Annotated in this window: 18 protein-coding genes, 1 pseudogene and 1 riboswitch; of the genes and pseudogenes, 18 read left to right on the top strand and 1 reads right to left on the bottom strand. The window is 70.4% G+C overall.

Translation table 11 applies throughout. The annotated features are described in order from the left end of the window. Window positions 1-7 precede the first annotated feature (7 nt). The 11 genes and pseudogenes from lepB (ACFYZA_RS18870) (at window position 8) to ACFYZA_RS18820 (ending at window position 9,806) form a co-directional block, all read left to right on the top strand. A complete protein-coding gene (gene lepB / locus ACFYZA_RS18870) occupies window positions 8-781 on the top strand; it encodes a signal peptidase I (protein WP_388491706.1) in 774 nt (257 codons plus the stop codon). Continuing rightward, a pseudogene (lepB, locus tag ACFYZA_RS18865) lies at window positions 774-1,844 on the top strand (signal peptidase I); the annotation flags it as partial. The gene lepB (ACFYZA_RS18870) and the pseudogene lepB (ACFYZA_RS18865), both read left to right, overlap by 8 nt. After that, window positions 1,786-2,778 (top strand): signal peptidase I, encoded by a 993-nt coding sequence (gene lepB / locus ACFYZA_RS18860; protein ID WP_388491985.1) that lies wholly within the window; start codon window positions 1,786-1,788, stop codon window positions 2,776-2,778. The pseudogene lepB (ACFYZA_RS18865) and the gene lepB (ACFYZA_RS18860), both read left to right, overlap by 59 nt. Window positions 2,779-2,882: 104 nt before the next feature. Further along, window positions 2,883-3,623 carry a signal peptidase I gene (gene lepB, locus ACFYZA_RS18855; protein WP_388491704.1) on the top strand — a complete coding sequence of 247 codons (741 nt, stop codon included), beginning with the start codon at window positions 2,883-2,885 and terminating at the stop codon, window positions 3,621-3,623. Window positions 3,624-3,628: 5 nt separating this feature from the next. Beyond that, window positions 3,629-4,114 (top strand): NUDIX hydrolase, encoded by a 486-nt coding sequence (locus ACFYZA_RS18850; protein ID WP_388491701.1) that lies wholly within the window; start codon window positions 3,629-3,631, stop codon window positions 4,112-4,114. A gap of 55 nt (window positions 4,115-4,169) precedes the next feature. Beyond that, window positions 4,170-4,478 (top strand): DUF2469 domain-containing protein, encoded by a 309-nt coding sequence (locus ACFYZA_RS18845; RefSeq protein WP_003965949.1) that lies wholly within the window; start codon window positions 4,170-4,172, stop codon window positions 4,476-4,478. Window positions 4,479-4,723: 245 nt separating this feature from the next. Beyond that, window positions 4,724-5,101, top strand: a complete 378-nt coding sequence (locus ACFYZA_RS18840; RefSeq protein WP_388491697.1) for a YraN family protein — start codon at window positions 4,724-4,726, stop codon at window positions 5,099-5,101. A gap of 1 nt (window position 5,102) precedes the next feature. Beyond that, window positions 5,103-6,719, top strand: coding sequence for a YifB family Mg chelatase-like AAA ATPase (locus tag ACFYZA_RS18835; RefSeq protein WP_382595112.1), 1,617 nt, complete (start codon window positions 5,103-5,105; stop codon window positions 6,717-6,719). Window positions 6,720-6,814: 95 nt separating this feature from the next. Further along, window positions 6,815-8,080 (top strand): DNA-processing protein DprA, encoded by a 1,266-nt coding sequence (gene dprA, locus ACFYZA_RS18830; RefSeq protein ID WP_388491694.1) that lies wholly within the window; start codon window positions 6,815-6,817, stop codon window positions 8,078-8,080. A 242-nt stretch (window positions 8,081-8,322) separates the two neighbouring features. Beyond that, window positions 8,323-9,165: an RNA polymerase sigma factor WhiG gene (whiG, locus tag ACFYZA_RS18825; protein WP_100577968.1), complete on the top strand. Its 843-nt coding sequence runs from the start codon at window positions 8,323-8,325 to the stop codon at window positions 9,163-9,165. An 83-nt stretch (window positions 9,166-9,248) separates the two neighbouring features. Then, window positions 9,249-9,806, top strand: coding sequence for a TetR/AcrR family transcriptional regulator (locus ACFYZA_RS18820; RefSeq protein WP_382595129.1), 558 nt, complete (start codon window positions 9,249-9,251; stop codon window positions 9,804-9,806). Window positions 9,807-9,871: 65 nt separating this feature from the next. Here the strand turns inward: ACFYZA_RS18820 and ACFYZA_RS18815 are convergent, their stop codons facing one another. Continuing rightward, window positions 9,872-10,387: a murein hydrolase activator EnvC family protein gene (locus tag ACFYZA_RS18815; RefSeq protein WP_388491692.1), complete on the bottom strand. Its 516-nt coding sequence runs from the start codon at window positions 10,385-10,387 to the stop codon at window positions 9,872-9,874. 293 nt (window positions 10,388-10,680) lie between these two features. Between ACFYZA_RS18815 and rpsB the strand changes: the two genes are divergently transcribed. From rpsB to ACFYZA_RS18780, 7 genes are all read left to right on the top strand, one after another. Next, window positions 10,681-11,601, top strand: a complete 921-nt coding sequence (gene rpsB, locus ACFYZA_RS18810) for a 30S ribosomal protein S2 (protein ID WP_382600349.1) — start codon at window positions 10,681-10,683, stop codon at window positions 11,599-11,601. Window positions 11,602-11,723: 122 nt separating this feature from the next. Then, the gene (tsf, locus tag ACFYZA_RS18805) at window positions 11,724-12,560 is read left to right on the top strand and encodes a translation elongation factor Ts (RefSeq protein ID WP_388491690.1); all 837 of its coding nucleotides are present in this window, start codon (window positions 11,724-11,726) and stop codon (window positions 12,558-12,560) included. A gap of 157 nt (window positions 12,561-12,717) precedes the next feature. Beyond that, window positions 12,718-13,506 (top strand): UMP kinase, encoded by a 789-nt coding sequence (gene pyrH / locus ACFYZA_RS18800; RefSeq protein WP_388491687.1) that lies wholly within the window; start codon window positions 12,718-12,720, stop codon window positions 13,504-13,506. Between the two features lie 123 nt (window positions 13,507-13,629). After that, window positions 13,630-14,187: a ribosome recycling factor gene (gene frr, locus ACFYZA_RS18795; protein ID WP_120727660.1), complete on the top strand. Its 558-nt coding sequence runs from the start codon at window positions 13,630-13,632 to the stop codon at window positions 14,185-14,187. Next, window positions 14,187-15,293 (top strand): phosphatidate cytidylyltransferase, encoded by a 1,107-nt coding sequence (locus tag ACFYZA_RS18790; RefSeq protein WP_382600355.1) that lies wholly within the window; start codon window positions 14,187-14,189, stop codon window positions 15,291-15,293. The genes frr and ACFYZA_RS18790 overlap by 1 nt, the downstream gene beginning before the upstream one ends. 90 nt (window positions 15,294-15,383) lie before the next feature. Beyond that, complete coding sequence (gene rlmN / locus ACFYZA_RS18785; RefSeq protein ID WP_053729267.1) at window positions 15,384-16,490, top strand: 23S rRNA (adenine(2503)-C(2))-methyltransferase RlmN; 1,107 nt, start codon at window positions 15,384-15,386, stop codon at window positions 16,488-16,490. A gap of 91 nt (window positions 16,491-16,581) precedes the next feature. Further along, a riboswitch (TPP riboswitch) is annotated at window positions 16,582-16,700 on the top strand. Between the two features lie 82 nt (window positions 16,701-16,782). After that, a complete protein-coding gene (locus ACFYZA_RS18780; protein ID WP_388491683.1) occupies window positions 16,783-17,880 on the top strand; it encodes a thiamine ABC transporter substrate binding subunit in 1,098 nt (365 codons plus the stop codon). The last annotated feature ends 42 nt before the right edge of the window (window positions 17,881-17,922 follow it).

Raw genomic sequence — 17,922 nt, 5'->3', positions numbered from 1 at the left:
GGCCCCGATGGACACCGAAGCACAGCACACGGAGCGCGACCGTTGCGCGACCCCCGACCCGGGGCCCGCGCAACGGTCGCGCTCCGCGCGTTTCACCACCCTGGCCGGCCGCCTCGAAGGCCCCTGGCGCAAGACCGGGGCGCTGTTCGCGCTCTGCGTCGTCTTCCTGCTGCTGCTCAGCCACTTCGTGGTGCAGCCCTTCCTCATCCCCAGCGGCTCGATGGAACCCACTCTCCAGGTCGGCGACCGGGTCCTCGTCAACAAGCTCGCCTACCGCTTCGGCACGAGGCCCGAACGCGGCGACGTCGTCGTCTTCGACGGACGGGGTTCCTTCGTACGAGAAGGCGACGAGGGGAACCCGCTGGGACGCGCGGTGCGTTCAGCAGGAGCGGCCCTCGGTCTGACCGAGCCCGCCGAGACCGACTACGTCAAACGCGTCATCGGCGTGGGCGGCGACCACGTGGTGTGCTGCGACCGGCGGGGGAGGATCCAGGTGAACGGCACGGCCATCGACGAGCCCTATCTCCACCCCGGCGACAGCCCCTCCCAGGTGCCCTTCGACATCGTCGTGCCCGACGGCACCCTGTGGGTCCTCGGCGACCACCGCTCCCGCTCCAGCGACTCCCGCGACCACCTCGGCGACCCCGGCGGCGGCATGGTCCCGGTGGACCGGGTGATCGGACGGGCCGACTGGATCGGCTGGCCGCTGGGACGCTGGACCTCGGTCGGCGGCTCCGGCGCCTTCACTGACGTACGGGGTCCGGGCGGCGGCCGTGGGTAGCCGCGGGCGCTCGCGCCCCACCGCCCCCGCCGGCGACCAGCCGCTGCCCACCGGCACCCGGCCCACCCCCGCGCCGGCCGCCCCCGGGCGGCGCGGCCAGAGCGGCCGGGCCGAGCGGCGCAGGCTCGCCCGCAAGGTCAAACGGCGCAGACGCAGGTCCGCGGTGCGCGAGATACCGCTGCTGATCACCGTCGCGCTGCTCATCGCGCTCGTCCTGAAGACGTTCCTCGTCCAGGCCTTCGTGATCCCCTCCGGCTCGATGCAGCAGACCATCACCATCGGCGACCGCGTCCTCGTCGACAAACTCACCCCCTGGTTCGGCTCCGAGCCCGAACGGGGCGACGTCGTCGTCTTCAAGGACCCCGGCGGCTGGCTCAAGGGCGAACAGAAGGCGCCCTCAAGCCAGGACCCCGTCGTCGTCAAACAGGTCAAACAGGGCCTGACCTTCATCGGCCTGCTGCCCTCCGACAACGAGCAGGACCTCATCAAGCGCGTCATCGGGGTCGGCGGCGACACCGTCAAATGCTGCGACAAGGACGGCAAGGTCACCGTCAACGGCCGCCCCCTCGACGAGCCGTACGTCTTCACGCCGCCCGACGATCCGCCCGCACTCATCCAATTCGAAGTAAAGGTTCCCGAGGGCCGGATCTTCGTCATGGGCGACCACCGGTCCAACTCCGCGGACTCCCGCTACCACCTCGACGACGGTCAGCACGGCACCGTGCCGGTGAGCGGGGTGGTGGGCCGCGCAGTGGTCGTGGCCTGGCCTTTCTCGCACTGGCGCAGACTCGAGGTGCCGCCCACCTTCGGCTCGGTGCCCGCCGCGCCCGGCGATTTCGCACAGGGTATGTCGCATAGGGTGTCGTCCCGAGATCCGGCGGCGCAGCCGGACCAAGCGACCCAGCCCCCGACCCCTGCGGAACTCCCGCTCGTTATGGGAGTGGTGGGCCTGAGCCTCGTACGGGCCAGGCGGTGGCACAGAGTGAGGAGTGGATGTGGGGGATTTGGCGGTCGGCGCACGATCCGGACGCGAAGAGCCGGAGGAGCGGCCGGAGCAGCAGCTCGCCGATTCCTCCCCGGGCCCCGCCGCGGGCCACGGCTCCGCGGAACCGGCGAACAGCCCCCCGGGCGAGCACCTGGTGCCGGCGCAGGACAGCGGCCGGGGCGACGGCGGTACCGATGGCGAAGGACCCGGTGACGGCGAGGGGCGCACCCCCAGGAAGCCGCGTTCCTTCTGGAAGGAACTGCCGCTCCTCATCGGCATCGCGCTGGTCCTCGCCCTGTTGATCAAGACGTTCCTGGTCCAGGCGTTCTCCATCCCGTCCGACTCGATGCAGGACACCCTGCAGCGCGGGGACCGGGTGCTGGTCGACAAGCTCACCCCGTGGTTCGGCGCCGAGCCGCAGCGCGGCGAGGTCGTCGTCTTCCACGACCCGGGCGGCTGGCTCGACGGCGAGCCCACGCCGAACCCGAACGCGGCGCAGAAGTTCCTCAGCTTCATCGGCCTGATGCCGTCCGCCGAGGAGAAGGACCTGATCAAGCGGGTCATCGCGGTCGGCGGCGACACCGTCGAGTGCAAGAAGGGCGGACCGGTCACGGTCAACGGCAAGGCCCTGAAGGAGCCGTACATCTTCCCGGGCGACAGCGCCTGCGACGACATGCCGTTCGGGCCGATCAAGGTGCCCGACGGGCGGATCTGGGTGATGGGCGACCACCGCCAGAACTCGCTCGACTCCCGCTACCACCAGGAACTGACGGGCGGCGGCACGGTCTCCACCGACGAGGTCGTCGGCCGCGCCTTCACCATCGCCTGGCCGCTCAACCGCATCGACTGGCTCGGCGTCCCCGACACCTTCGACCAGCCCGGCCTCAGCGCGATGGGCACGGCGGCACCCGCCGCGGTCGGCCTCGCGGGCGCGATGCCGATGGTGCTGTGGCGCCGCCGCAAGCTCGTTCAAGCGCAGGTCAAGGCGGAAACCCCGGCAGCCAAGGGCTGACCCGCGGGCATACCGCCGGGTAGGGTGCGGTCCCGGAATGTCGATCTCCGGGGTCCCGGGATGCCATGTGCGTCCCGGGGCGCTGCCGGCAAGGGAGCGCTGCGATGAGCGGTAACGGACAGGACCACGACGGCCACGGCCGCAGTCTCGGCAGTGTGCTGTCGGGGGTGGCCGTGGCCGTCGGCTGTGTCCTCTTCCTCGGCGGCTTCGCCTGGGGCGCCGTGCAGTACAAGCCGTACACCGTGCCCACCCAGTCCATGTCGCCCACCGTGAAGGCGGGCGACCGGGTGCTCGCCCAGCGCATATCCGGCGGCGACGTACGGCGTGGCGACGTCGTGGTGTTCAACGACCCGAAGTGGGCCAACGTGCCCATGCTCAAGCGCGTCGTCGGAATCGGCGGCGACCACGTGACCTGCTGCGGCCAGGACGGCCGCCTCGCCGTCAACGGCAAGCCCGTTGACGAACCGTATCTGCACGGCGCGAAGGCCTCCGGCAACCCCTTCGACGCCAAGGTCCCCGCCGGACAGGTCTTCCTCCTCGGCGACGACCGCCTCGTCTCGCTCGACTCCCGCGTCCACCTGGACGACGCCGCCAACGGCTCCGTCCCGCTGAGCACGGTGACCGCCCGCGTGGACGCCATCGCCTGGCCCATGGGCGGCATGCTGGCGCGGCCCACGGGCTTCGAGAGCATGCCCGGCGGCATCTCCTCGCCCGGGCCGCTGAAACTGCTCCTGGGCGCCGTCGTGGCCGGCGCCGTGCTGATCGTGGCCGGCGCCGCCTACGGCCCCATCGCAGGCCTCGCCCGCCGCCGCAGGACCCGCGCCACCACGCCCGCCGGAAGGTGAAACCCGTGACCGAACTGCGCAAGGTCGCCCGGATCATCCTGCTCGACCCCGACGACCGCATCCTGCTCATGCACGGCTACGAGCCCGAAGACCCCGCCGACACCTGGTGGTTCACCCCCGGCGGCGGCCTGGAGGGCGACGAGACCCGCGCCGAGGCGGCCCTGCGCGAACTCGCCGAGGAGACCGGGATCACAGACGTCGAACTCGGCCCCGTCCTGTGGCAGCGCGTCTGCTCGTTCCCCTTCGACGGGCGCCGCTGGGACCAGGACGAGTGGTACTACCTGGCCCGCACCACCCAGACCGAGGTCACCGTGGCCGGCCTGACCGAACTGGAGCGACGCAGTACCTCCGGTCTGAGGTGGTGGACCTCCGCCGAACTGTCAGCGGCGCGTGAGACGGTGTACCCGACCAGGCTCGCCGAGCTGCTGCGCACGCTGCTCGACGAGGGTCCTCCGCACGCGCCGGTGGTCCTGGCCCCGGAAATCGTCTAGGGGCCCAGGGGGCTGACGCACAATAGGGGGACGCACGGCTGAAGGGGAACATGCCATGAGCGCCGAGGACCTCGAAAAGTACGAGACCGAGATGGAGCTGAAGCTCTACCGGGAGTACCGCGACGTCGTCGGTCTGTTCAAATACGTGATCGAGACCGAGCGGCGCTTCTACCTCACCAACGACTACGAGATGCAGGTGCACTCGGTCCAGGGCGAGGTGTTCTTCGAGGTGTCGATGGCGGACGCCTGGGTGTGGGACATGTACCGGCCCGCCAGATTCGTCAAGCAGGTCCGGGTCCTCACCTTCAAGGACGTGAACATCGAGGAGCTGAACAAGAGCGACCTCGAACTGCCGGGGGGCTGAGCGGAGGGCCGCTGAGCGGCCGACACCGGGTGGGCCGGGTGGGCCGAGGGGGCCTGCTTTGGGCGCGCGCCGAGGGCGTGCGTGCTCGCGGGTGCGGTGGTCCCGGGGCCGGGGTCGGGGTCGGGGTCGGGCGAGGGCGGAGGAACCCCTTCGGGGGGCGGAGTTTTCCACAACCGAAGGGTTATCCACCAAGATCCACTCCTTCGCGCCGGATGCGTAAAAGTCGGTGCCGGAGGTGGTGCCGGATGAACGCTCGCGGAGCACTCGGAAAATACGGCGAAGACCTGGCGGTGCGGCTGCTCGAAGCGGCCGGAATGACGATCCTGGAACGCAACTGGCGCTGCGGCAGGACCGGCGAGATCGACATCGTCGCCCACGACGACACGTCCCCCGGCGGGCCCGTGCTCGTCATCTGCGAGGTCAAGACCCGCAGAACCGGTGCCTACGAACACCCCATGGCCGCCATCACCCCGACCAAGGCCGACCGCCTCAAACGCCTCGCCGGCCACTGGCTCGCCGACCACGGAGGACCACCTTCCGGCGGCGTACGCGTCGACCTCGTCGGCATCGTCCTGCCCCGCAAAGGCGCACCCCGCGCCGAACACGTGCGAGGGGTGGCCTGACATGGGATTCGCACGCACCTGCTCGGTCGCCCTCGTCGGCGTCGAAGGCGTCGTCGTCGAAGTCCAGGCCGACCTCGAACCCGGCGTCGCCGCCTTCACCCTCGTCGGACTCCCCGACAAAAGCCTCGCCGAAAGCCGCGACCGGGTGCGGGCCGCCGTCGTCAACTCCGGCGACACCTGGCCCCAGAAGAAACTCACCGTCGGCCTCAGCCCCGCATCCGTCCCCAAGAGCGGAGCCGGCTTCGACCTCGCCATCGCCTGCGCCATCCTCGGCGCGGCGGAACGCATCGACCCCCGCGAACTCACCGACCTCGTCATGATCGGCGAGCTCGGCCTCGACGGACGCGTACGCCCCGTCCGGGGCATCCTGCCCGCCGTCCTCGCCGCCGCCGAAGCCGGCTACGAACAAGTCGTCGTGCCCGAACAGACCGCCGCCGAAGCGGCCCTCGTCCCCGGCATCTCCGTCCTCGGCGTCCGCAGCCTGCGCCAACTCGTCGCCATCCTCACCGACGAGCCCGTCCCCGAAGAGGAACCCGCCGAAAAAGGCCGCCCCGACGCCATGCTCGCCGGACTCGTCGTACCCGGCGCGGGAGCAGGCACCGGCCTCGCCGCAGGCCCACGCGACGCCGACCTCGACCTCATCGACGTCGCAGGCCAGCACGCCGCCCGCGCCGCCCTCGAAATCGCCGCCGCAGGAGGCCACCACCTCCTGCTCTCCGGCCCACCCGGAGCAGGCAAAACCATGCTCGCCGAACGCCTCCCCGGCATCCTGCCGCCCCTCACCCGCCAGGAATCCCTCGAAGTCACCGCCGTCCACTCCGTCGCCGGAATCCTCCCGCCCGGCGAACCCCTCGTCCGCCGCGCCCCCTACTGCGCCCCCCACCACTCCGCCACCATGCAATCCCTGGTCGGCGGCGGCAACGGCCTGCCGCGCCCCGGCGCCGTATCCGTCGCCCACCGAGGCGTGCTCTTCCTCGACGAAGCCCCCGAATTCGCCGGCAAAGCCCTCGACGCGCTCCGCCAACCCCTCGAATCGGGCCACGTCGTCATCGCCCGCAGCGCCGGAGTCATCCGCCTCCCCGCCCGCTTCCAGATGATCCTCGCCGCCAACCCCTGCCCCTGCGGCCGTCACACCCTGCACGGCGCCGGCTGCGAATGCCCCGCCTCCATGATCCGCCGCTACCAGGCCAGACTCTCCGGCCCCCTCCTCGACCGCGTCGACCTCCGCGTAGAAGTCGAACCCGTACGCCGCGAAGACCTCCTCGGCGGAGGCGGCCGAGGCGAACCCAGCGCCATCGTCGCCGCCCGCGTACTCGCCGCCCGCGAACGCACCGCGGCCCGCCTGGAGGACACCCCCTGGAGCAACAACAGCGAAGTCCCCGGACACGAACTGCGCACCCGCTGGCTCACCGCCCCCGGCGCCCTCACCGGCGCCGAACGCGACATGGAACGCGGCCTGCTCACCGCCCGAGGACTCGACCGGGTCCTGCGCGTCGCCTGGACCATCGCCGACCTCGCCGGACACGACCGCCCCGACGCGGGACACGTCGCCCTCGCCCTGGAACTGCGCACCGGCATCTCCCGAGGGGCCCCCATGCCGGCCGGAGCGAGCCTGTGAACGGCGCCCACGCCGGCGGCGAGCATCCCCGGGACCGCACGCACCCTGGACAGGAGCCGCCCACGACGAGAGCCGACGCAGGGCGGGAGCGCGACGTGGGCAGCCCCGGTGCCCGGCGGGAGCGGGAGGTGGACAGCCCCGATGCCTGGCGGGAGCCCCCCGCGACGCGCATCCACGCCGGTCAGGAGGATCCCGGGTGCCGTGCGGCGACAGCCACCGAGCGCCTCGCCAGAGCCGCCCTCACCCGCGTCATCGAACCCGGCGACGAACGCGGCGGCCGCTGGCTGCGCACCTACGGCGCCGTCGACCTGCTGCGCCGCCTCACCGCACCCCAAGGGCCCGAGGACGACCCGCCCGGCGCCAGCCCCGCCCGGCTCGACAGCCACCGCCGCCGAGCCGCCCTGGCCGACCCCGAACGCGACCTGGCCGCCGCCGCGACAGCCGGCGCCAGATTCCTCATCCCCGGCGACGAGGAATGGCCGAGCCAACTCGACGACCTCGCCGACGCCCGGCCCATCGGCCTCTGGGTACGGGGCCACGCCGACCTGCGGATCTGGGCACTGCGGTCCGTCGCCGTGGTCGGCGCCCGGGCCTGCACCCCCTACGGGGCCCACATGGGCGCGGTCCTCGGCTCCGGGCTCGCCGAAAAAGGGTGGGTCGTCGTGTCCGGGGCGGCCGCCGGAGTCGACGGAGCCGTCCATCGAGGCGCCCTCGCCGCCGGGGGAGCCACCATCGCCGTGCTCGCCTGCGGAGTCGACGTCATCTACCCGCGCGGCCACGCCGAGTTGATCGGACGCATCGCCGAACAGGGCCTCCTCGTGGGCGAATTGCCACCCGGAGACCACCCGACGCCCAGCAGGTTCATCCTGCGCAACCGCGTCATCGCCGCCCTCACCCGAGGCACCGTCGTCGTCGAGGCCGAATACCGCAGCGGCTCGCTCGTCACCGCCCGCGCCGCACAGAAGCTGGGCCGCTTCACCATGGGCGTCCCCGGCCCCGCCACCAGCGGACTCTCGGCCGGCGTGCACGAACTTTTGCGCGGCGAGGCCACCCTCGTCACCGACGCCGCCGAAATCGTCGAACTCGTCGGTGACATGGGCGAACTCGCCCCCGCCCGCCGCGGCCCCGTACTGCCAAGGGACCTCCTCGCCCCGGACGCCGCCCGTGTCCTGGAAGCACTGCCCGCCCGTGGGACCGCGGCCGCCCGCGACCTCGCCCGCGAAGCCGGAACCAGCCTCGACGAAGCACTCGGCCGCCTCTACGAACTGCACTCGCTCGGCTTCGTCGAACGCGTCGGCGACAGCTGGAAGTTGGCGCCCGGCGCACTCCAGGCGCCGAGCACCCGGCGAGGCGGTGCTTGACCAGGGGCATTCGGGTGACAAGGTGAGAGGCGATGTCCACCGCGGGCCGCACGGCAGAGCTTTCGGGGCCGACGCGCGGCACCGCGGCCCCCACCTGCGCGTGCGCCGGAGGCGGCCGGGGCGACCGGGCCCGCCCACCCGGCCCTCGCGCACCGCGACCGCCCAGTCACGCTACGCTCACGAGGATCCCCGACCGGAAACAGCCCCCGCTCACGTCACAGCAGAACGGCTCAAGGCAACGCATGCCCCAGCACACCTCCGGGTCTGATCGCACGGCAGCGCCCCCGGCTGCCCGCGGCAGCGGCACCGTGCGGCCACCGGCACCCTCCTCCGTCGACGAGCTGTGGCGGTCGTACAAGGCCACCGGCGACGAGCGGCTGCGCGAGCAGTTGATCCTGCACTACTCGCCCCTGGTCAAGTACGTCGCGGGACGCGTGAGCGTGGGATTGCCGCCCAACGTCGAACAGGCCGACTTCGTCTCCTCGGGAGTCTTCGGACTCATCGACGCCATCGAGAAGTTCGACATCGAGCGGGCCATCAAGTTCGAGACGTACGCCATCACCCGGATCCGTGGCGCGATGATCGACGAGCTCCGCGCCCTCGACTGGATCCCGCGCTCCGTACGCCAGAAGGCACGCGCCGTGGAGCGCGCCTACGCGACCCTCGAAGCCCAGCTCAGGCGTACCCCGTCGGAGGCGGAAGTCGCCTCCGAGATGGGCATCGCCGTCGAGGAACTGCACGCCGTATTCAGCCAGTTGTCGCTCGCCAACGTCGTGGCCCTCGAAGAACTGCTGCACGTCGGCGGCGAGAGCGGCGACCGGCTCAGCCTCATGGACACCCTCGAAGACACCTCAGCCGACGACCCCGTCGAAGTCGCCGAGGACCGAGAACTGCGCCGGCTGCTCGCCCGCGCGATCAACACGCTGCCCGAGCGCGAGAAGACCGTCGTGACGCTCTACTACTACGAAGGCCTCACGCTCGCCGAGATCGGCAACGTCCTCGGGGTCACCGAGAGCAGGGTGAGCCAGATCCACACCAAATCGGTGCTCCAGCTGAGGGCCAAACTGGCGGACGTCGGGCGCTGAGGGGCCCTGGCGAATCGTCCCTGCCGATCTCGTTCGGCGCCCGGCCGTAAAGTGGAGCAGTGCCCAGGATCCGAGCGGCCTCCGTGGCCGAGCACCGCACCATGCAGCGCGACGCCCTGCTGGACGCCGCACGATCGCTGCTGTCCGAAGGCGGAACGGAAGCGCTGACCTTCCCCGCCCTTGCCGAGCGCACCGGCCTCGCCCGCTCCTCCGTGTACGAGTACTTCCGCTCCCGCGCCGCGGTCGTCGAGGAACTGTGCGCCGTCGACTTCCCGCTCTGGGCCGCCGAGATCGAGGGCGCCATGCAGCGGGCCGACACCCCCGAGGGCAAGGTCGAGGCGTACGTACGCCACCAGCTCGGCCTCGTCGGCGACCAGCGCCACCGAGCCGTGGTCGCCATCTCCGCCAGCGAACTCGACGCCGGGGCCCGCGAAAAGATCCGTGCCGCCCACGGCGGCCTCATCGCCATGATCGTCGAAGCCCTCGCCGACCTGGACCACACCGAGCCCCGCCTGGCCGCGGTCCTCCTCCAGGGCATCGTCGACGCGGCGGTCCGCCGCATCGAGACGGCCACAGCGGAATCCTCCTCCGCGATCGCGGACGCGGCGGTGGCGATGGCACTGACGGGCGTCAGGGGCTGACGTGCGGGGGGGGGCTCCCCCTCCCTCCCCCCCGCCCCCACCCCCTCCCCACCCACCCCACCCCCTCACCCCGGCTCAACCACCCCCACCACCGGCAGTAGCCGTGACCGTGCGGCCCGGTGCAGGAGCAGCAGCGGGTTCAGATAGACGTCGCCTCTTCTCAGGCCCCAGTGCAGGCAGCCTTCCGGGCAGTGGGAGGGGGTTTCGGTGGTGGTGGCCACGATCTCGCCCGGGGTTACTTCCGCGCCTTCCTTCACCGTGGCCCGTACTGGTTCATAGGTGGTTCTCAGCGGGGTTCCCGGGGTTCCTGGCGTTCCCGGGGTTTCCGGGAGCGGGGGCGCGGTGCCGGACAGGGTGATCGTGAGGACTCCTCGGCCTGCCACCTGGCCCGCGAAGGTGATGCGGCCGGCGGCCGCGGCGCGGACGGGGGTGCCCGGGGGTGCGGCCAGGTCGATGCCGCGGTGGCCGGGGCCGTAGGGCGTGGAGGGCGGGGCCCAGGGGTGGATGACGGTGGGCGGGACGATGGGCCAGGTGGCCGTGGCGGTCAGGCCGGTGAGGGTCAGCAGGAGTGCTCGGTACATGGGGAACAGGGTCCCGGGGCGGGGCGATCGGGGTGGATCTTGCTCGGAAGCTGTGGAGTACTCGCTGGTTGTGGACAGCGCCGTCACCCGGCACTGTGCGGGTCCCGTACACTTCTTGTGGCGATCCGGGTGACCGGATCGACTTCGCACGCCCCGCCGGCGGTCTCACCACTATCGCCGGCCGCGCCTCTCGGTCCTCAACCCACGCAGGGTCCAGGGCACGGCGCACCGGGGCGTCAGGCGCGGCAGCCGACCGGCGGCCGCGGTAACCGAGTACCTCAAGGAGTACGGCCATGGCCGTCGTCACGATGCGGGAGCTGCTGGAAAGCGGCGTCCACTTCGGTCACCAGACCCGTCGTTGGAACCCGAAGATGAAGCGCTTCATCTTCACGGAGCGCAACGGCATCTACATCATCGACCTGCTCCAGTCGCTGTCGTACATCGACCGCGCCTACGAGTTCGTCAAGGAGACCGTCGCGCACGGCGGCTCCATCATGTTCGTCGGCACCAAGAAGCAGGCGCAGGAAGCGATCGCCGAGCAGGCGACGCGCGTGGGCATGCCCTACGTCAACCAGCGCTGGCTCGGCGGCATGCTGACCAACTTCTCCACCGTCTACAAGCGTCTGCAGCGCCTCAAGGAGCTCGAGCAGATCGACTTCGAGGACGTCGCGGCCTCGGGTCTCACCAAGAAGGAGCTCCTGGTCCTCTCGCGTGAGAAGGCCAAGCTGGAGAAGACCCTCGGTGGTATCCGTGAGATGTCGAAGGTTCCCAGCGCCGTCTGGATCGTCGACACCAAGAAGGAGCACATCGCCGTCGGTGAGGCGCGCAAGCTCCACATCCCGGTCGTCGCGATCCTCGACACGAACTGCGACCCCGACGAGGTCGACTACAAGATCCCGGGCAACGACGACGCGATCCGTTCCGTCACCCTGCTCACCCGCGTGATCGCCGACGCCGTCGCCGAGGGCCTCATCGCCCGTTCCGGTGCGGCCACGGGCGACTCGAAGCCGGGCGAGAAGGCGGCCGGCGAGCCGCTCGCCGAGTGGGAGCGCGACCTGCTCGAGGGTGAGAAGAAGGCCGACGACGCCGAGGCCCCCGCGGCCGAGGCTGCTCCGGCCGCCGAGGCCGAGAAGCCGGCCGAGGCCGAGGCCGCTGCCGAGACTCCGGCCGCCGAGGCCACCGAGGCTCCGGCCGCGGACGCCGAGCAGGCCTGACCCCTTAACCGGGAACCACAGGTGCGGTAGTTGACGGCGGGGGCCACAAGCCCCCGCCGTCGACCCGTAGCCCCGCAGATCTTCGTAGATCTTTCTAGACTCCGAGAGAGAAACACAGACTCATGGCGAACTACACCGCCGCTGACGTCAAGAAGCTCCGTGAGCTCACCGGCGCCGGCATGATGGACTGCAAGAAGGCCCTGGACGAGGCCGACGGCAGCGTCGACAAGGCCGTCGAGGCCCTGCGCATCAAGGGTCAGAAGGGCGTCGCCAAGCGCGAGGGCCGTTCTGCCGAGAACGGCGCCGTCGTCTCCCTCATCTCCGAGGACAAGACCTCCGGCGTTCTGGTCGAGCTGAAGTGCGAGACGGACTTCGTCGCCAAGGGTGACAAGTTCCAGGCCGTCGCCGCCAAGCTGGCCGAGCACGTCGCCGCCACCTCCCCGGCCGACATCGCCGCGCTGCTCGCCTCCGAGATCGAGGCCGGCAAGACCGTGCAGGCGTTCGTGGACGAGGCCAACGCCAACCTCGGCGAGAAGATCGTCCTGGACCGCTTCGCGCAGTTCACGGGCGGTTACGTGGCCGCGTACATGCACCGCACCATGCCTGACCTGCCGCCGCAGATCGGTGTCCTTGTCGAGCTCGACAAGGAGAACGCCGAGGTCGCCAAGGGTGTCGCGCAGCACATCGCCGCCTTCGCGCCGAAGTACCTCACCCGTGAGGACGTTCCGGCCGAGGTCGTCGAGACCGAGCGTCGCGTCGCCGAGGAGACCACCCGCGCCGAGGGCAAGCCCGAGGCCGCGCTCCCGAAGATCGTCGAGGGTCGCGTGAACGGCTTCTTCAAGGACGCCACGCTCCTCGGCCAGCCGTACGCGCTGGACAACAAGAAGTCCGTCGAGCAGATTCTGAAGGAGGCCGGTGTCACCCTGAAGCGCTTCTCGCGCATCAAGGTCGGCATCTGAGTCTGTTCAGCGTTCGACACTAGACCCCGCTAGGGTCTGAGGCAGTCGTCCGCGCACGCGACGGACGACCGCAGATCTGACGAGGAGGCCATTGCCGCTAGGGACTACGAGTACCCACCGGCAATGGCCTTCTTCGTATGTGCACGAGGAGATCCCCATGAATCAGGGCGCGGACGCCGCCAAGGCCGATCACTCGGCCGACCACAAGCGCGATGACGGCAAGGTGGCCGGGCGCTTCATGCTGAAGCTTTCCGGTGAGGCGTTCGCCGGCGGTGGGGGGCTCGGTGTCGACCCCGACGTCGTGCACAACATCGCCCGCGAGATCGCCGCAGTCGTCCGGGACGGCGCGCAGATCGCCGTCGTCATCGGCGGGGGCAACTTCTTCCGGGGCGCCGAGCTCCAGCAGCGCGGCATGGACCGGGCCCGCTCGGACTACATGGGCATGCTCGGCACGGTCATGAACTGCCTCGCCCTCCAGGACTTCCTGGAGAAGGAGGGCATCGACTCGCGCGTCCAGACCGCCATCACGATGGGTCAGGTCGCCGAGCCGTACATCCCGCTGCGGGCCGTACGCCACCTGGAGAAGGGCCGCGTCGTGATCTTCGGCGCCGGCATGGGCATGCCGTACTTCTCCACCGACACCACCGCCGCCCAGCGCGCCCTGGAGATCGACGCCGAGGCCATGCTGATGGGCAAGAACGGAGTGGACGGGGTCTACGACTCCGACCCCCGTTCCAACCCGGACGCGGTGAAGTTCGACGCCCTCGAGTACGGCGAGGTCATCACCCGGGACCTGAAGGTCGCCGACATGACCGCGATCACCCTGTGCCGCGACAACAACCTCCCGATCCTCGTCTTCGAGCTCCTGACGGCCGGCAACATCGCGCGCGCCGTCAAGGGTGAGAAGATCGGCACGCTCGTGAGCGACCAGGGCACCCGGGCCTGACCGGGGGATGGACAATCCCCTGCCGGTCGGACACCGTGCAGGGAAAGACGCTGGTTATCCAGGGCCCAAGGCTCAGGTCGCACTGAGAACTCCCGGCCCATCCAAGACATGCAGGAGCAAGTGGTGATCGAAGAAACCCTCCTCGAGGCCGAGGAGAAGATGGAGAAGGCCGTCGTGGTCGCCAAGGAGGACTTCGCCGCGATCCGCACCGGCCGTGCGCACCCGGCGATGTTCAACAAGATCGTGGCGGACTACTACGGCGCGCTGACGCCGATCAACCAGCTCGCCTCGTTCTCCGTGCCGGAGCCGCGCATGGCGGTCGTGACGCCGTTCGACAAGAGCGCGCTGCGCAACATCGAGCAGGCCATCCGCGACTCGGACCTGGGCGTCAACCCCAGCAACGACGGCAGCATCATCCGCGTGAACTTCCCGGAGCTGACCGAGGAGCGCCGCAAGGACTACATCAAGGTCGCGCGCACCAAGGCCGAGGACTCCAAGGTGTCGATCCGCGCCGTGCGCCGCAAGGCCAAGGACGCCCTCGACAAGCTCGTCAAGGACAAGGAGTCCGGCGAGGACGAGGTCCGTCGCGCGGAGAAGGAGCTCGACGACACCACCGCCAAGTACGTGGCGCAGGTCGACGAGCTGCTCAAGCACAAGGAAGCCGAGCTGCTCGAGGTCTGATGAACGACTCTTCCTGGGGGGCTCCGCCGAGACCCGAATACTGGGGAACCCCCGAGGGGCCTTCCCAGGGGGCGTTCCCGGCGGGGCCTGCATACGATGCGTATGACGCCCCGCCCGTGTCACGGACACAGCCGATGCCCGTCGTGCCCGACACCGGCAGAGGCGCCGAAGACCGCGAACGTGATCTGGGGGCCGCTCTGCCGGGCGGCCCTGACTTCCGCGACGAGACGCCGCAGGAGCCCATGGCAAGCCCTCCGCCCGTGCCGCCCGTGCCCGCCCAGCCGGAGAAGAAGAAGGCGGGCCGCGACCTGCGGTCCGCGATAGGGGTCGGTGTCGGCCTCGGCGCGGTCGTCCTCGCGTCGCTGTTCATCGTGAAGGCCGTCTTCGTGGGGGTCGTCGCGGTCGCCGTGGTCGTCGGACTGTGGGAGCTGACCAGTCGCCTCCAGGAACGCAAGCAGATCAAGGCGCCCCTGGTGCCGCTCGCCGTCGGCGGCGCGGCGATGGTCGTCGCCGGGTACGTCAGCGGCGCCGAGGGCGCGTGGGTGGCGATGGCGCTCACCTCGCTCGCGGTGCTCGTGTGGCGGATGACCGAGCCGCCCGAGAACTACCTGCGGGACGTCACCGCGGGCGTCTTCGCCGCGTTCTACGTGCCGTTCCTCGCCACGTTCGTGGCGATGCTGCTCACCGCGGACGACGGCCCCTGGCGGGTGCTCACCTTCCTGCTCCTGACCGTGGTCAGCGACACGGGCGCGTACGCGATCGGCTGGCGCTTCGGCAAGCACAAGCTGGCGCCGCGCATCAGCCCCGGAAAGACCCGCGAGGGCCTGTTCGGCGCGGTGTCCTTCGCGATGGTCGCGGGCGCCCTGTGCATGGAGTTCCTGATCGACGACGGCACCTGGTGGCAGGGCCTGCTGCTCGGCCTCGCGGTCGCCGCCAGCGCCACCCTCGGCGACCTCGGCGAGTCGATGATCAAGCGGGACCTCGGCATCAAGGACATGGGCACCCTGCTGCCCGGCCACGGCGGCATCATGGACCGCCTCGACTCCCTGCTGCCCACGGCTCCAGTGGTGTGGCTGCTGTTGGCGGTGTTCGTAGGAACTGGCTGACCTGCGTTTTCTTATCGCTTTGAACGGTGAGGGCTCCTCGTCCACAGGACGGCGAGCCCTTTTCCGTACGTCTGAGACACTTGAGGAACCATGCCCAAGCCCGGAGAACTCACTTTCGTCGCCCCCCGCGGAGCCAAGAAGCCGCCGCGGCACCTCGCCGACCTCTCGCCCGCCGAGCGCAAGGAAGCCGTCGCCGCGATCGGCGAGAAGCCGTTCCGCGCCAAGCAGCTCTCGCAGCACTACTTCGCGCGGTACGCCCACGACCCGGCGGAGTGGACCGACATCCCGCTCGCCGCGCGCGGCCGGCTCCAGGAGGAGCTGCTGCCCGACCTCATGTCCGTCGTGCGGCACATCTCCTGCGACGACGACACCACCCGCAAGACGCTGTGGAAGCTGCACGACGGGACCCTCGTCGAGTCCGTCCTGATGCGCTACCCGGACCGGGTGACGATGTGCATCTCCTCGCAGGCCGGCTGCGGTATGAACTGCCCGTTCTGTGCCACCGGCCAGGCGGGCCTGGACCGCAACCTGTCGACCGCCGAGATCGTGCACCAGATCGTCGACGGCATGCGCGCGCTGCGCGACGGCGAGGTGCCGGGCGGCCCGGCACGCCTGTCCAACATCGTCTTCATGGGCATGGGCGAGCCGCTCGCCAACTACAAGCGGGTCGTCGGCGCGATCCGCCGCCTCACCGACCCCGAGCCGGACGGCCTCGGCCTGTCCCAGCGCGGTATCACCGTCTCCACCGTGGGCCTGGTGCCGGCCATGCACCGCTTCGCCGACGAGGGCTTCAAGTGCCGCCTCGCGGTGAGCCTGCACGCCCCTGACGACGAGCTGCGCGACACCCTCGTCCCGGTCAACACCCGCTGGAAGGTCCGCGAGGTCCTCGACGCCGCGTGGGAGTACGCCGAGAAGTCCGGGCGCCGCATCTCCATCGAGTACGCCCTCATCCGCGACATCAACGACCAGGCGTGGCGCGGCGATCTGCTCGGCCGGCTCCTCAAGGGCAAGCGGGTCCACGTCAACCTGATCCCGCTGAACCCGACGCCGGGCTCCAAGTGGACGGCCTCGCGGCCCGAGGACGAGAAGGCGTTCGTCGAGGCCATCGCGGCCCACGGCGTGCCCGTCACCGTCCGCGACACCCGCGGCCAGGAGATCGACGGGGCCTGCGGGCAGCTCGCCGCCTCCGAGCGGTAGTCCCGAGCGGGCCCGGCAGCGCCGCAGTCCGAAGGGCAGAACGGTCGGGGCCATGTCAGGGGCCCCGTGTAACCTGGCTGGAAACATCTGCATATTCCGACAGGGGAGCGCCACAGCGCTGAGAGTGCGGTACCCGCAAGGGATACGGACCGCAGACCCTCTGAACCTTGCCCCGGTCATTCGGGGTAGGAAGTTCGGCGATTACTCAAGCTGTTGCGCCCTGCCCGCACGACCTCGTGTCGTGCGGGCAGGGCCGCGTCTCTTCCTGGTCATCTCCAGGAGGAATGAAGAAATGCGCAGTACCAAGAGGCTCGCGGCCGGCGCTCTCGCCGCCGCCCTCGGGGTCACCACGCTGGCGGCCTGCGGCGGCTCGGACGGCAAGGCGTCCGGCTCGGCCAGTGGGTCCGGCGGCAAGACCGTGACGCTCGTCAGCCACGACTCGTTCAACGCCTCCGACCCGGTGCTCAAGGCGTTCACCGCCGAGACCGGATACACCGTCAAGGTCCTCAAGAGCGGGGACGCGGGCGCCGCCCTCAACCAGGAGATCCTCACCAAGGGCTCTCCGCGCGGCGACGTGTTCTTCGGCGTCGACAACACCCTGCTCTCGCGCGCCCTCGACAACGGCATCTTCACCCCGTACGAGGCCAAGGGCCTGGACCGGGTGCCCGCCGACGTCCAGCTGGACAAGGACAAGCACCGGGTCACGCCCATCGACACCGGCGACATCTGCGTCAACTACGACAAGAAGTACTTCGCGGACAAGAAGCTCAGCCCCCCGCAATCCTTCGACGACCTGATCAAGCCCGAGTACAAGGACCTGCTCGTCACGGAGAACGTGGCGACCTCGTCCCCGGGGCTCGGCTTCATGCTCGGCTCGGTCGCCAAGTACGGCGACGACGGCTGGCAGGACTACTGGAAGAAGCTGAAGGCCAACGGCGTCAAGGTCGTCGACGGCTGGGAGCAGGCCTACAACACGGACTTCTCCGGCTCGGCCGGCGGCAAGAAGGCCGAGGGCGACCGCCCGCTGGTCGTCTCCTACGCCTCCAGCCCGCCCGCCGAGGTGATCTACGCCGACCCGAAGCCGGCCGAAGCCCCCACCGGCGTCGCCACCGGCACCTGCTTCCGCCAGACCGAGTTCGCGGGCCTGCTCAAGGGCGCCAAGAACGAGACCGGCGGCAAGGCGCTCCTCGACTTCCTGATCTCCAAGAAGTTCCAGGAGGACATGCCGCTCCAGATGTTCGTGGACCCGGTCGCCAAGGACGCGGCGCTGCCCGCGGAGTTCACCAAGTTCGGCACGAAGATCACGGAGTCGACGACCGTCGCCCCCGACAAGATCGCCAAGAACCGTGACCAGTGGGTCAAGACGTGGTCCTCGCTCGTCCTGAAGTAGAACGCCCCCCGGGCCGAGCGCGGGCAAACGCGGCGCGGCGCG

Origin of the sequence: Streptomyces sp. NPDC001828 (genome assembly GCF_042892175.1) — a bacterium.
GTDB lineage: Bacteria > Actinomycetota > Actinomycetes > Streptomycetales > Streptomycetaceae > Streptomyces.
This window is presented reverse-complemented; position numbering and strand designations above follow the sequence as displayed.